This window comes from Butyrivibrio sp. AE3004, from assembly GCF_000703165.1.
GTDB lineage: Bacteria > Bacillota > Clostridia > Lachnospirales > Lachnospiraceae > Butyrivibrio.
In genome coordinates, this window is sequence record NZ_JNLQ01000001.1 from 416926 (window position 1) to 430542 (window position 13617).

Consider the following 13617-nt stretch of genomic DNA (forward strand, 5'->3'; position numbering starts at 1 on the left):
GGTGGTGAGTGTAAGATGAAGAAAACTTTGAGAAAAAACATTATCTGGCTAAGTGTATTGTGTATGCTTCTGTTTTTTTCGAATACAGAGGTCCATGCCGCTGAAAATGAATCGGTACCTGAAATTCATATCGACAGATACACTGTGAGTGATGAAGAGATAAAAATATATGTCAATCAGAATCAGAGCGATTCTTCTTGGGTATCCGGTGACAATACCAAGGTGATGTTCGGTTCCAAGGAACTCAGTACACCAAATATCCAGAAGTTTTCTGACAGTCCTGTGAAGGTCACATATAAATGTCTCATAGATGTATCGGGATCTATGAGTCAGGACAGGATTGATACTGCTAAAGAAATCATAAAACATATCGCGTCAGCCAAAAGACCTGAGGATAATATTACTATTACCGCCATGGGCAATGACATCATAAGGTCGGATTATCTGACAGATGCTCTTGAGATTTCTGATAAGGTATCCGGAATTAGTGTTACTAGGGAGGATACCAATCTTTACTACGCCATAGTGGAAGAAATTAAGGAACTAAAAACCATAGATGCTGTTGGAGTAAAAAGATGCCTTGTCATTTTCTCGGATGGTGCTGATGATCAGGCAACGGGCATAACCAGGGAAGAAGCAACAAAGGCAGTTACCGACAGTCATATACCTGTATTTACTGTCGCAATGCCTAAAAATAAGGACAAAAAAGGTGATCAGGAGATGGCCAAGATTCTGGGAAGTTTTGCGAGGATTTCTTCGGGTGGAGTACACTATTATACCCCAGATTTCGCAGGATCAGATCTTGCTCTAATAGGAGAACAGATTGTTAATAAACTAAATAATTCATTAGTTTTTACAGAGGATATAAGAGAACTGGATACAACGGAAAAGGCTCATGAACTAAAGATTACAGTCAAGACAGCAGAGGGAAATGCAGAGGATGTAATAAATGTTGCGGAGAGTGATGTCAAGAGAATCAAAGAGATCCAGGAAGAGTTGGCACCCGAGCCCGAGCCTGAACCCGAACCTGAACCTGAACCGGAGATAGTTGAGGAGCAGGTGGTAGAGCCTGTTGCGCATATGGTGGTGGAGCCTGAAGAGAAACTCATCTTTGGGATGAAACCTATACTCTTTTATATCGTTCTTGCTGCCATAATTATTCTTATCATATTAATTGGAGTTATTATCTTTCTTAAGACGAGAGATAGTGCGACCGAGTATCAGACCGATAATAAAGGTGGAGACAATAACCTCGGAAATACAATTGGTGGAGTAGATGATATAGGAGTTACGGGAGGCGTTTCGGATTTAAATGGAGTGACCATGCCGTTTGAGGATTCTCATGCTACTCCTACTGTGGGGTTTGACACTAAGCCGGCAGGCAAGGTTTATCACATCACTCTTACCAGGATGGGTAAGGAAGTAGGTGATAACGGTATACTGAAATTCGATATGAGCGACAAGTATACGATAGGACGAAGTGCATCCAAATCTAAACTTGCGATCACAAATGATTCTGCTCTTTCAGGACTTCATTGCACTATGTTCGTGAAGAATAACCGTGTTTACATAAAGGATGAAGGAACAACAAATGGTACATTTGTAAATGGCGTACCGATAACAGGCGAATTTGCACTTGTGAGTGGAGATACGTTGATCCTGGGTTCCTATGAGTACAGAGTAACCTGGTAATCAGCAAATCTGATTGTTTTAAAAGATAAACACAATGCGTTACCTATTTGGGTAGAGTGGAGTGTGTTGTCGGATAAGGGGATATATGGATATACAAAATCTGTGTCCCAACTGCATGAGAGAATTAAAACCGGGGGATAAATTCTGCCAGTACTGTGGCTATCAGAAAGGCTCTGAAGAGGCAAGGTCACCGCATGTACTAAAGCCTTTCACTATCCTCCAGGGTAAATACCTTGTCGGAAATGTATTGGGTGAGGGCGGCTTTGGTATAAGCTATATCGGCTTTGACTTAAATCTTGAGATCAGGATAGCTATAAAAGAATTCTACCCGAACGGATTTGTTACCAGAGAGGCTGATATCAGGAGTACCGTTACCAATTATACAACCGCTGATCACAGCCAGTATGAAAAATGGAAAGACAGCTTTGTTCGTGAAGCTAGAAGTCTTGCCAAGTTTTCTGATCTTCCCGGAATAGTACATGTCAGGGACTATTTTCAGGAAAATAATACTGCATATATCACCATGGATTTCATCTCCGGAGAGACTCTGAAGGAACATCTGAAAAAATGCGGTGGAAAGATGTCTGTGGATGCGACGATGTCTATGATGCTGCCGGTGATACAATCGCTTGCCAGAGTGCATGAGGCGCATATAATCCACAGGGATATCAGTCCGGATAATATTATGGTTGATGACCACGGTAATATCCGGCTTATAGATTTCGGAGCTGCAAGAGACTTCGGAGGAGCAGACGAGAAGAGTTTGTCTGTTTTATTAAAACCCGGATTTGCTCCTGAGGAGCAGTACAGATCTAAGGGCAATCAGGGGCCCTGGACTGATGTATATGCTCTTTGTGCAACAATCTACAGATGTATTACGGGAGAGAAACCTCCGGAATCCATGGAGAGGATGCGTGCGGATACGATTAGAAAGCCATCTTCCTATGGAATTCGGATAAGCGCTTCGCAGGAAGCTGCGCTTATGGCGGGGCTTGAAGTCTTTGCGGAGAATCGAATACAGTCCATGGGAGAGTTGGAAGCAAAAATGTATGGTAGGACATCATATTCAGCATCCGGAAATGAATTGGGAACCATTCCGGATGCCCGGAGTGAAGTGGCATTCAATAATTCTGCAAATACGCAGTACGGTGATGATTCGGTTATGCGTCCCTTGTCTGGGAATAATATGCAGAACTATGAATCTTCCGTAAAACCGGCGAATGGAATAAAAGGCAGTAATGGTGTCCTGATAGGCGTTATAGCTGCACTTGGTGTAGCTATAGTTGCACTTATCGGATTTATTGTTTTCAGTAATATGAAAAACGGTTCCGGTTCAGACAGCGACGATATGAACTATGCAAGCCGTGATAATGCCCCCGATTATTCTGATATGCAGGCGGAGCCGGTTAAGGAGCAGACTGTAGAAACATCAGATGATGTAGTATCAGAAGAAGCTGCTGAAGAAACTGATAAAGCAACCGCTGAGGTGATGCAGGAAGATAATCCTGTAACTGAAGAAGTAGCCCAGCAGAACTCGGAAGTAACTGAAGAAGTTGCCACTGAAACAGAAGAAGTATCCGATGAGTTCTATGATGAAAGCGATGAAGCAGCAGAGGAAATCAGCTCCATTGAGGATGAGTATATTCTGTATGAGGCAGATTCAAGGATTTATCCCAAGTCTTTATTTGAGTCTATGACAGATGAGGAACTGCGCCTTGCGAGGAACGAAATCTATGCCAGACATGGCAGGACGTTTAACAGCGAAGATCTACAGGAATATTTTAATTCAAAATCCTGGTACAGACCTGAGTACACACCGGAGGAATTTGACTCGATGCAGGAATATATTTTCAATGATTATGAGAAAGCTAACAGAAATATGATCAAGGAAGTAGAGAGTAGCAGAAAGTAGGTTATTTTATGGATATCAGCAATATCTGTCCAAACTGTATGCGCGAAATGGGGAAGGATGACACCTTCTGCAGCAATTGCGGCCATAATCGTGAATCAGGTGAAAAAGAATCCACACACGCTCTAAAGCCTTTTACTATTTTACAGGGAAAATATCTTGTAGGAAATGTAATTGGCGAAGGTGGCTTTGGAATAACTTATATAGGACTTGATCTGAATCTTGAGATACGTATAGCTATCAAAGAATTCTATCCGAACGGATTTGTTACCAGAGAATCTGCTGTTACCAGTGCTGTCACTAATTACGCATCCAAAGACAACTCTCAGTTTGAGAAGTGGAAGGACAGTTTTGTAAGAGAGGCGAGAAGCCTTGCAAAGTTTTCAAATCTTCCTGGCATTGTTCATGTCAGGGATTTTTTCCAGGAGAATAATACTGCATATATTGTAATGGAATATGTTGAGGGTGAGACACTGAAAAACTACCTAAAGAACAGAGGTGGGAGAATTCATGTGCAGGAGACACTCTCTATGATGCTGCCTGTAATCCAGTCACTTGCACGGGTTCACGAGGCTCAGATAGTTCACAGAGATATCAGCCCAGATAATATTATGATTCAGGATGATGGTGCTGTTAAGCTCATTGATTTTGGAGCTGCAAGGGATTTTAGCGCAGGTGATGAGAGGAGTATGTCAGTTCTTCTAAAGCCCGGATTCGCCCCGGAGGAACAGTACAGATCAAGGGGAAAGCAGGGACCTTGGACGGATGTCTATGCGCTATGCGCAACCATCTATCGCTGTATTACCGGTGAAAAACCACCGGAATCAATGGAGAGAATGAGGCAGGATGATATCAAAAAGCCATCTTCTTATGGAATACAGATCAGTTCATCACAAGAAGCTGCCCTTATGGAAGGACTGGAGGTATTTGCTGAAAAACGCATCAAGACCATGGGTGAGCTCGAGGCTAAGTTATACAGCATAAATACAGTAAATACTGTCGTAAATGAATCAACATCATACGTTCCGGAGGCTGGTGCAGGTACTTCTCCTGCTTATGCAGCATCTCCTTTACCATCTACAGATAATAGCAAAAATAAGAAACTGCTATATGTGGCAATTATAGGTGCTTTGGCTGCAGCTATTGTGATTCTTGGAGTAATCCTTGTGGTGAATATGTCAGGGTCGAGGACTCCTGCTGAAACTCAGGATATGTCTTATATGGAAGCTGAAGGAGATTCCAGAGGTGTATCGGAGCAATTTGAAGGGGGCGTCCCAGGTGGCGAAGCGGATGCTGTAGCAGAAGATGTGATTACCGAGGCTGTAGATGTTTTGACAGAAGAAAAAGAAGAAGCCATTGCTCAGGAAGAACTGGATAGGCAGAAAGAGGAAGAGGAAAAGGAAAAGAAAGCACAGGAAGAAGAGAAAAAGATGGAATTGGCAATACACAGATATGAGATAGTCTGTCAGGATATGTCATGGGTTGAGGCATATTATGAATGTGTCAGCAAAGGTGGATATCTGGTAAATATCAATTCCATAGAGGAGTACAATTATATCATCGATCAGATAAAGAGAGAAAACCGCGACGAGCTTCTCTACTATATTGGAGCAAGGCGTGATTCCAATGAGAATGACGGCCAGAAAGCTCTCGAATATCACTGGATAAAACAGGATAACAAGATGGGGAGGGATATTCTGAATGGTGATAATGGGAACCCGATTTATCAGAATATGTGGCTGAGTGGTGAACCAGGCTTTGGATCAACCGATAGCAATGGCAATGTTTATATCGAGCAGTATATAGACTTGATTCGTATCAAGGGTAAGGAAAACAATACTTTCAATTATTTTCTAAATGATATTCCTTCCGATGTACTCGAGATTGTACCATCGTATTCAGGAAGGATTGGATATATTTGTGAATATGATGATTGAGAGGCTGTGATCAAAGGTAAACTCATCCAAAAAGGGGAATGATTAATAGAATCTGCTCCAACAGCATGAATAAGATATCTATGGAAGATTTTGGTTCAAATTCATATGGTGTTGATGAGTATATAATTTGTGGATTTTCCAATCCGTCAAAGGTTACGCAAAATTGGGAGAAATTTCTTGAGATTAAACAATAATAGAGTAATGGAAATTGAAAAGTTTCGGTTTTGGCAGATATGTATCTGTATGCTTTGTATTACTACACTTTTATTGTCAGGTTGTGCGGAAGTGCCAGATAATAATGATTTAAGTAAGGATGCCTTATTCGAACCTGTTGGAAGTGAACTTGATGAGAGCGTGGATGATGGTGATAGCAGAGTGGAAGCTGAAGATGTTACCGTTAGTGGTACGTCATTACCAGAAGTTGATAGTGTTGTAGCTGAAGATAGTTTAGACAACGATGATGTGGCTTCATTTGAGAAACGAGATGAAGATAAGTCTTTAGAAATCATTGATGAAAGCGATAATGGATTAGATATATCCTACACCAGGAATCCTGAAGAAGTACTTGCGTCTATGTCCTTAAAACAGAAGGTTGCACAGCTTTTTTTTGTAACCCCGGAGGGGTTGACTGGCTATCAGGAGGTTACTGTTTTTGGAGAGACTTCAAAGGAAAAATATGATGAAATTCCTGTTGGTGGACTTATATATATGGCAGGGAATCTTAAGAATCCCGTTCAGACAAAAGAAATGCTGAATGATACTCAGGATTATGTGACTAAAAGCACTGGAATTCCAATTTTTCTAGGACTCGATGAGGAAGGTGGAAGGGTTCTGCGTGTAGGAAGTAATCCGGCTTTCGGAGTAAAAAAAATAGACACAATGTATGAAGTAGCTGCTAGTGGTGCAGAAAGCGTGAAGGAGTCGGCTTCATATATCGGAAATTACCTTGCTGATCTGGGATTTAATACTGATTTTGCTCCGGATGCGGATATTCTTACCAATAAGGAAAATACTGTAATAGGTGACAGGGCTTTCAGTTCAGATCCGAAAGAGGTATCGGTTATGGCGAAAACCTATGCCGAGGGTTTGCACGATGCGGGTATTTTTTCCTGCTACAAGCATTTTCCTGGACATGGAGATACTAAGGAGGATTCCCATGAAGGGTATGCTTATTCTTATAAAACCATGGAGGAACTTGATGAGTGTGAGCTAATCCCATTCTCTGCTGGCATAAACGGATATGCTGATTTTGTGATGGTTGCGCATATATCACTTCCTGAAGTATTAGGAAACAATACGCCATCTACTCTCAGTTCTGAAATTGTGACAGATCTACTCAGAAAAGAGATGGGATATGAAGGAATCATAATTACTGATTCTTTGGGGATGGGTGCAATAAGTGATCATTATACAGCAGGGGAGTCATCAGTGCTTGCATTGGAGGCGGGCTGTGACATGCTCTTGATGGGTGGTGATCTGAACTCGTCTTATAAGGCTGTTCTTACCGCAGTTATGGATGGAAGAATCACAGAGAAGAGGATTGACGAGTCGGTACTGAGGATTCTCAGGGTGAAGTTTTCCGAAAAAAAATAAGTCTTCAGACGTTGGTGATTTATCTAATAGTGAACCATCATCTGATGAAGAACCATTGTCTTACAATAATGAAAAAAGCATGACAGTAAAAGGATTATTCACCAGAGATGCATTCAAATAAATAGATGTATATGGCAATGAATATATTTCGACGGTTGATAGTTGCGTTTCGTTGATAGAGTATGATCTTGATTGTTGAGCATAGCGGAGATTATCTTAAGAATTCAGATGGTATTTTATGAACAGACTATTTAAGAACTTCCGCAGACACCCTATGAAATAAATTTCTGGCAATACTCAAGCGAAGCCAAAATTGGCGGTGTCTTATGACGGGTGGATGTGAATGTGCAGATGATACAGAAATAGTAGGTATATCCTCAGAAAGGATAGAAAAATATGCAATGTATTTACTGCGGAAAAGAAATCAGTGACAATTCAAAATTTTGTACTAAGTGCGGAAAAGAGCTAAAGCCTAAAACTCGGGTGTGGCCAAATGCATCTGATGAAAAAACGGCTAACACTCAAATGGGACAATACTCTGCCGGTATGGGAACAAATCCTATACCCGACTTAAATTCTATGCAAGGTTCTCAAAGGGTTCAGAATCAGATTCAATCAAAAATGATAATAGCCATAGGAATAGGTACTGCCCTGTTAATAGCCCTTATTTTGGCAGTGATAGTAAGTGGGAGCAGGAGAAATGCAAATAAGGCAGTGCTGACGCAGGATGATACTGCTCTTATGACAGAAGAAAACATTAAGGATTCTATGGCAGATGGGAATATAAAGGATTCTGTAGTAACAGAGAATTCTGTTGTGAATGAAAATGATGCCGATGCAGCACCGGTAGAACAGTCTACTTCCAAACAGAGTGAGGATGAAAGCAAGTCAGAAGATTTCGGTAAAGGTGTAGCCGTGGAGCAGGAACTTGTTAGCAGTAATGATAGTTCAGAGTTTAAAATCAGTTACATTAGCATAATTGAGAATGAATATCAGAAATATCTTGCGGGGGCACCTGATGACTACGAGTACAACATGGAAACCATTGATGGCTATTGTTTATATGATATAGACAAGGATGGCATTCCCGAGCTCTTTATCAGATATGGACATGATGAGGCGTCATATCACGGCGTAGTGTATACATATAGGGATGGAGCATTAAAAGTGGTAGAGAACAGTCTTCCACTCGGGCATACCTATCTTGAATCAGATCCGGGAGAAAATGGTGTGCTTTTATGTTTTGGACATATGGGATATGGAGGTATCACCAGAGCTGTGCTAAAAGGTGAGATGCTTGAATATGAGGAGCTGCTAAATGAGGATTTAAATGAAAAGATTGAAAAGGGAGAGGATGTTTCATACACAGAACCAGATGAACTAGTTCCTGGAGCGTATTATCTAGAGGAGTATAGCGCTGATAACATTTTACCCATAAAAATATATTCTGAATCATCGAATGAATTATCATTGTCTACTGGTGAAGATTTTCCTTTTTATGGTGTCTATGTTGCTGCATTCAATGATATTGAAAAAGCACAAGTGGTTATGAATGAGCTGCTATCTATTGGTTTTGACTCCTGCATTGTGGTTTCTTCTAAATGGGACAATCTAAATTCGGATACATATTATTGTGTGGCTGCTGGAAAATGTTTATATGAGTCTGATGCTAATGAACTTTTGAAAAGGGTTAGGGCATCAGGATATTCGGATGCATATGTAAAGTACTCGGGAGAACTTAGATAATGAAAATATGGGCGTCAATAATATTTGCATATAGCATGTTTTTCTTATGTCTTACTGCCGGATGTAGTAAAAAAGCAGTTTCTGAGAGTGTAGAATCAGTTCCTGTTGATGAAGATATTAGCGATTTGTCTTCAGAGAACGAGGATAGTTCAAAAATATATGAGATAGAGATTTCTGATGACGACGATGGCAAATTGGATTCAGATGATTTGCAGATGCGCTATGAACAGATGGGATGGAAGAAAAATTATAAACAAATTGTGGAGGAAAATGAAAAGAGTTGGGCGGATTATTATAGTGAAAACGAAAACATTCCTTTCGAGTGGCACTGTTATTCTCTGATATATATAAATGATGATGGTGTTCCGGAATTATTTGTTGGGCTGCCTATGGGGGAGAAAGTCATTTATTCAATTTCAGAGAGGAACGAATTAATTGATTTGCAATTACCATCATTAAATGGTGGGATTGAAGGAGTAGGTTATATTAATAAGGGGAATATGATGCTGGATGGTCATAGTTCGGTGGGGCATCCTTGTGAGTATATAATTAGCATTGAGCAAAATGATTTTAAATGGGTAACATGGCTATCAGCTTCATATATAGATGAAAATGGCAATGGAAGAATAGATGATACAGAGAATGTCTGGTACCCATATCCTGTAGGTAATAATTATGACGAAGCATATGCAGATGCTAATTGGAATGATTGTTGGGTGCGTTTGAAAAATGAAAGTGATAGTTCAGATGTAATACAAGGTATAAAGGCATGTGACATAGATGGCCAAGTATTAGACAATAATCCATTACTTTGGGAGTCAGAGATGTTTAGGGATTACTATGAGTCCGCTGTTAGTGTTGATGAAATAATGGGAATTCTTTCAAATTGATATGATAATGGAATAGATTAGTCTGGTTCCGTTCAACAATGCAGAGCATGGCGTGATTAAGAATTGTTATTCACTAAAAAAATATATTGATAGTCGATGTACAAAGTTATAGTCCAAATGGAGCGGAACTAAACAGGTGAGAAACCTGAAAAGCTTCATGGAGTAGTGGGAAAGTTGGATGATATAATCAATTCCGTTAAGAAAAATGCGGGAGGTAACCAAGATTTTTATGAAAGAATGAGATAGACAAAGGCTGCATGATATAGAACTTACGGATGAGGTAACTAAACAAGTAACTAGAGAAGTTATGGACAATGCAACTATAGATTTCATTGTATCTATGCGTGAGGAAGGCATTTCCGGATGATAGAATCCGTTATCAGATTTCAAAGAAAGGTAATTATTTGGAAGAAGATATAGATAGGTTGTTTCACGAAGCAGATACCGCTGCTATAATGCCGTGAGGTAAGATAGTGTGAATGCTACAGCGAAAGGGGATTTGTAATGTTAAGGAAAAACTAAAAGAGGTTTTGTACTGATACCTATCTGTGCGCTGGTTCTTGCAGTGGTTTCCTGTTCAAAGCAAACGCAGCCCAAAAGTCCAATAGAGGAAAAATTTATAACGGAAGGCGAAGATACAAAAACACAGGTGGAGTACAAGGAATACACCGGAAATCATAGTAATATGTTTTTATCGGAGGGAGATAAAATAGCTGTAATATCTCCTTCTTCACTTCCAAGCAGGGAGCAGACAGATTCAACCATAAAAAGGGCTTAAGGACTGGGGATTTGAACCTATAGAAAGGAAAACATGTATGTGATGATATGCGTACAATGGATGATATTCTGGAAGACCTGGAATGGGCACTTGAAGATCCGGATATAAAAGCAATCTTTTGTGTTCGTGGAGGGTATGGTGCTTCTGAAGTTGCAGATGCTCTGCCGAAGGATATTATCAGCTCATCAGAAAAGCTTATAATTGGTTACAGCGATATAACAGTTTACCATTCTGCATGGACTTATAACGGCCTTCCGTCAATACTTGGCTGCATGAGCGGAACATTTAACGGCCTTCCTGAGGATTGCGTGGAAGCTGACGAAAAGATATTAAAAGGGAAAATGCCGTCATATACATGTACAGGCTCCGGAGTGGGAAAGGAAGGAGAGGCAGAAGGGATACTTATAGGAGGAAATCTGTCCACTTTTACAGCTGTGATAAATTCAGCTTATGACTGCACAAAGACGGGAAAACCATATATTCTTTTCTTTGAGGATATTGGTGAGGATCTGCAGCATATACATAGGTACCTTACCATATTGAAGCATGCAGGTGTTCTCGACGGTGCTTCGGGCAATTGTTTTTTGGTGAATGGACAGAACTTCCGGAAGATCTGGTGGACTACCTTGGTAGAAACCGTGGTGGGAAGTTTGAATCAATTGCAGACATGATTTCCAGGCAGTTCCTGTCAGATATTAATATCCCTGTGGCAATTTGGTTTTCCTGCAGGGCATGGTGATATTAATTATCCGCTCCTTATGGGAGAGAGTGCCAGATTCAAGAGTTGGTGCTGATGAGTTTACTCTTACCTGTGGGCAGGTAAATAATTACGGCATGCAGCTTAATTACGGTATCTATGAGTTAAAGCGTATCGTGGTTAGCGTTACACAAAATAGCCTCAAGATTATTACAGCTGAATCCGCCTATATCAACAATATTGGGAATATAGGCAGAATACTTGGCATAAAATAAACTGCCCTATATATGCATTTCACAGGATATAGGCAGAACTTCGATCATCAACTACTTATATAGCGGATAGTTTGATTTTTACTTTTAGCCTAGTTATCACAAATTTAACTGCCACTATCGGTATCATCCCATTTTACATTCAGTTGCACCTTCAAAATAAGCATTACAGTCCGCCTCACCTGCCCCCTACGGGGCACCCTCCCCCTCAAGGGGAGGGCTTAGTGGCATTTACTGCCTAATGAAGTTTTAGAAGGAAAACTGAACACAAAATTATTAAGGTTCATATTCCTGAACGATAGTAAACAGCTCATTGTCAATTACTCCGATTGCGGCAAACATATCTTTTGGCTAGATAGTAATTCAGTAGCATCTTCTGACCATTCGGGATAGTCAGGACCTTTGAATTCTCTTCCAACAAGGTATTCCTGTTCAAGATTAAAGTTTTCTCCATCTTTAACAAATTTTTTGAAGGATTATTTCGCAATTTTCTTTGATCTTGAAGGGTTACCATTTCTTCAATAAGTTTTCTTATATCACCTTCGTTCAACATATTAACAACATTGTATTCCAGGGCATACTCTTCTTTCTCAAGAGCGTAATATGAGTCGTCATCGGCGCTTTTTACAAGGAAACCATTCAAAATCGTGTCTGCCAATAACGTCCTTTTTTGAATCTTCATCAGTTCCGTATTGGATCTCTTTGTTGACATCTTCCAAAAGAAATTACAGTAAAGGGTGTTCCGTTTATAGAGTAGATGATGTCGCTTTCTTTTAGCAATTATCAACATATTCTGCCTTGATTCTTTCTTTGCGGTAAAGGTTGCCTGTAAGGGATGTCTCCGTCAAAACTTTTGACCTGCATATACAGGTTGTTGTCGTTGTCATAAATATTTGGCAGCATCGAAGTTTCGGAATCTTCGTTACCAAGGCCATGAAATATATATTTTTTCGGTTTCCGGTTTATTATCTCCGGTAAAGGTTATCATCGGATAGGCACCGCTATCCCAGCTGTATTTTGCTTCAGTTGTATCATCAGCTGATGCGAAGTGGAATACGATACCATCACCATTAAGCTCCATAGGTGAAGGGGAATACCGGAAATGGCCCGTCGCTTGTTTCTGTAGAGCCTGAAGTTTTCACTATTAAATATATAGTAGTTTTAAAACGGTATACTGCTCATCCTCGTTATACGCTGCGTATACAGCTCCTGAAAGGTTTGGAGTACCATCGGCCTGATACACCTGCCTTTTCGAAAACTCAATATTTTCGAATTAAGATATTCCTCACTCAGCCCTCGTCATATAAGGAAGAAATCTGAGGGTATATCGTGCCGGTTCCTTCCTTATAGTTATGATAATTTCCATCATCGGCGCTTAAATAATCAATATTTGCTCATCTGTAAATAACGAAATTTGCCGGTTTTCTTTGCTTACATATCCCTTTGTTACAGAATTGCGCATGGAAAGGGATAAGACCTATTGGTCATCTGCAAGAGGCGATAGGGTAAGCTGTAACACCGCTTTGAACAGTAGTAACTTTTTCAATGGAATCGCCCTTTTTATAAAAAATAAGTAGCTTCGTAAGTAGCCATATGACCTTCAAGATCATCAAAAATATAGCTTGTTACAAGAAGTGGCGTCTTCGCCTTCACAGATAGGAGCATAAGCGGTAGGACTGTCCAGCGTGGAGAGAGCTTATTAACTCTTCAAAAGTAGTTGGTAAAGATTTTTCGTCGGAGCCTGTGGCTTTTGCCTGGTCATCGACAGATTCAGAGTTGTCTGTATTGTCAGTATTTTCTGCGCTGTCAGTATTTTCGGTGCTTTCAGTTTTATCTGCTACTTGTTCACCGTTTTCTGCAGCGTCTGCAGTAGTTTCTGTAGTGGTGTTATTTGCAGTGGTATCTCCTGTACCGGTATTTCCGCACCCTGCAATGACTGATACTGTTAATGCTGTTGATAGCAATAAAGAAATGATCCTGGTCTTCATAATTATCCTCCCATAATAGATATTAGCAACTTTTGCTTTTGTTATCTGTTTAATATAGAAACAGATTAGTACTCAATCTGTCATATTTTTATCACATGCTGTCCAACAAATGTCT

The 13617-nt window shown here is 40.2% G+C and carries 13 protein-coding genes; 10 read left to right on the forward strand and 3 right to left on the reverse strand.

Going from position 1 to position 13617, the window contains the following annotated elements; translation table 11 throughout:
- The first annotated feature begins 15 nt into the window (after window positions 1-15).
- The 10 genes from BV60_RS0102130 to BV60_RS0102175 all read left to right on the forward strand — a co-directional run bounded on the left by BV60_RS0102130 (window position 16) and on the right by BV60_RS0102175 (window position 11517).
- On the forward strand, window positions 16-1692 hold the full coding sequence (locus tag BV60_RS0102130) for an FHA domain-containing protein (RefSeq protein ID WP_029319168.1): 1677 nt from the start codon (window positions 16-18) through the stop codon (window positions 1690-1692).
- A gap of 85 nt (window positions 1693-1777) precedes the next feature.
- A complete protein-coding gene (locus tag BV60_RS21540; protein WP_051656449.1) occupies window positions 1778-3604 on the forward strand; it encodes a protein kinase domain-containing protein in 1827 nt (608 codons plus the stop codon).
- Between the two features lie 8 nt (window positions 3605-3612).
- Window positions 3613-5538, forward strand: coding sequence for a protein kinase domain-containing protein (locus tag BV60_RS21545; RefSeq protein WP_051656450.1), 1926 nt, complete (start codon window positions 3613-3615; stop codon window positions 5536-5538).
- 65 nt (window positions 5539-5603) lie between these two features.
- Entirely contained in the window at window positions 5604-5732 is a 129-nt protein-coding gene (locus BV60_RS23985) for a hypothetical protein (protein WP_255358074.1), read from the forward strand.
- Between the two features lie 7 nt (window positions 5733-5739).
- Window positions 5740-7131 (forward strand): glycoside hydrolase family 3 protein, encoded by a 1392-nt coding sequence (locus tag BV60_RS0102150; RefSeq protein ID WP_197029490.1) that lies wholly within the window; start codon window positions 5740-5742, stop codon window positions 7129-7131.
- A 396-nt stretch (window positions 7132-7527) separates the two neighbouring features.
- Complete coding sequence (locus BV60_RS0102155) at window positions 7528-8877, forward strand: zinc-ribbon domain-containing protein (protein ID WP_029319172.1); 1350 nt, start codon at window positions 7528-7530, stop codon at window positions 8875-8877.
- A complete protein-coding gene (locus BV60_RS0102160) occupies window positions 8877-9767 on the forward strand; it encodes a hypothetical protein (protein WP_029319173.1) in 891 nt (296 codons plus the stop codon). Before BV60_RS0102155 ends, BV60_RS0102160 begins: the two co-directional genes overlap by 1 nt.
- A 649-nt stretch (window positions 9768-10416) precedes the next feature.
- Window positions 10417-10545: a hypothetical protein gene (locus tag BV60_RS23990; protein ID WP_255358075.1), complete on the forward strand. Its 129-nt coding sequence runs from the start codon at window positions 10417-10419 to the stop codon at window positions 10543-10545.
- 47 nt (window positions 10546-10592) lie between these two features.
- Window positions 10593-11216: an LD-carboxypeptidase gene (locus BV60_RS0102170; RefSeq protein ID WP_029319175.1), complete on the forward strand. Its 624-nt coding sequence runs from the start codon at window positions 10593-10595 to the stop codon at window positions 11214-11216.
- Window positions 11217-11313: 97 nt separating this feature from the next.
- Window positions 11314-11517 carry a hypothetical protein gene (locus BV60_RS0102175; protein WP_029319176.1) on the forward strand — a complete coding sequence of 68 codons (204 nt, stop codon included), beginning with the start codon at window positions 11314-11316 and terminating at the stop codon, window positions 11515-11517.
- Window positions 11518-11830: 313 nt separating this feature from the next.
- Here BV60_RS0102175 and BV60_RS0102180 read toward each other — a convergent pair whose 3' ends face one another.
- The 3 genes from BV60_RS0102180 to BV60_RS0102190 form a co-directional block, all read right to left on the reverse strand.
- Window positions 11831-12226: a hypothetical protein gene (locus BV60_RS0102180; RefSeq protein ID WP_197029491.1), complete on the reverse strand. Its 396-nt coding sequence runs from the start codon at window positions 12224-12226 to the stop codon at window positions 11831-11833.
- Window positions 12227-12436: 210 nt separating this feature from the next.
- Entirely contained in the window at window positions 12437-12595 is a 159-nt protein-coding gene (locus tag BV60_RS22955; RefSeq protein WP_156035911.1) for a hypothetical protein, read from the reverse strand.
- A 568-nt stretch (window positions 12596-13163) separates the two neighbouring features.
- On the reverse strand, window positions 13164-13502 hold the full coding sequence (locus tag BV60_RS0102190; RefSeq protein WP_029319178.1) for a hypothetical protein: 339 nt from the start codon (window positions 13500-13502) through the stop codon (window positions 13164-13166).
- Window positions 13503-13617: the final 115 nt, after the last annotated feature.

Bases quoted from the DNA above. Each gene is read 5' to 3' on its own strand.
- BV60_RS0102130 (WP_029319168.1), top strand. From the start codon at position 16: ATGAAGAAAACTTTGAGAAAAAACATTATCTGGCTAAGTGTATTGTGT.
- BV60_RS21540 (WP_051656449.1), top strand. From the start codon at position 1,778: ATGGATATACAAAATCTGTGTCCCAACTGCATGAGAGAATTAAAACCG.
- BV60_RS21545 (WP_051656450.1), top strand. From the start codon at position 3,613: ATGGATATCAGCAATATCTGTCCAAACTGTATGCGCGAAATGGGGAAG.
- BV60_RS23985 (WP_255358074.1), top strand. From the start codon at position 5,604: ATGAATAAGATATCTATGGAAGATTTTGGTTCAAATTCATATGGTGTT.
- BV60_RS0102150 (WP_197029490.1), top strand. From the start codon at position 5,740: ATGGAAATTGAAAAGTTTCGGTTTTGGCAGATATGTATCTGTATGCTT.
- BV60_RS0102155 (WP_029319172.1), top strand. From the start codon at position 7,528: ATGCAATGTATTTACTGCGGAAAAGAAATCAGTGACAATTCAAAATTT.
- BV60_RS0102160 (WP_029319173.1), top strand. From the start codon at position 8,877: ATGAAAATATGGGCGTCAATAATATTTGCATATAGCATGTTTTTCTTA.
- BV60_RS0102170 (WP_029319175.1), top strand. From the start codon at position 10,593: ATGCGTACAATGGATGATATTCTGGAAGACCTGGAATGGGCACTTGAA.
- BV60_RS0102180 (WP_197029491.1), bottom strand. From the start codon at position 12,226: ATGTCAACAAAGAGATCCAATACGGAACTGATGAAGATTCAAAAAAGG.
- BV60_RS22955 (WP_156035911.1), bottom strand. From the start codon at position 12,595: ATGGAGCTTAATGGTGATGGTATCGTATTCCACTTCGCATCAGCTGAT.
- BV60_RS0102190 (WP_029319178.1), bottom strand. From the start codon at position 13,502: ATGAAGACCAGGATCATTTCTTTATTGCTATCAACAGCATTAACAGTA.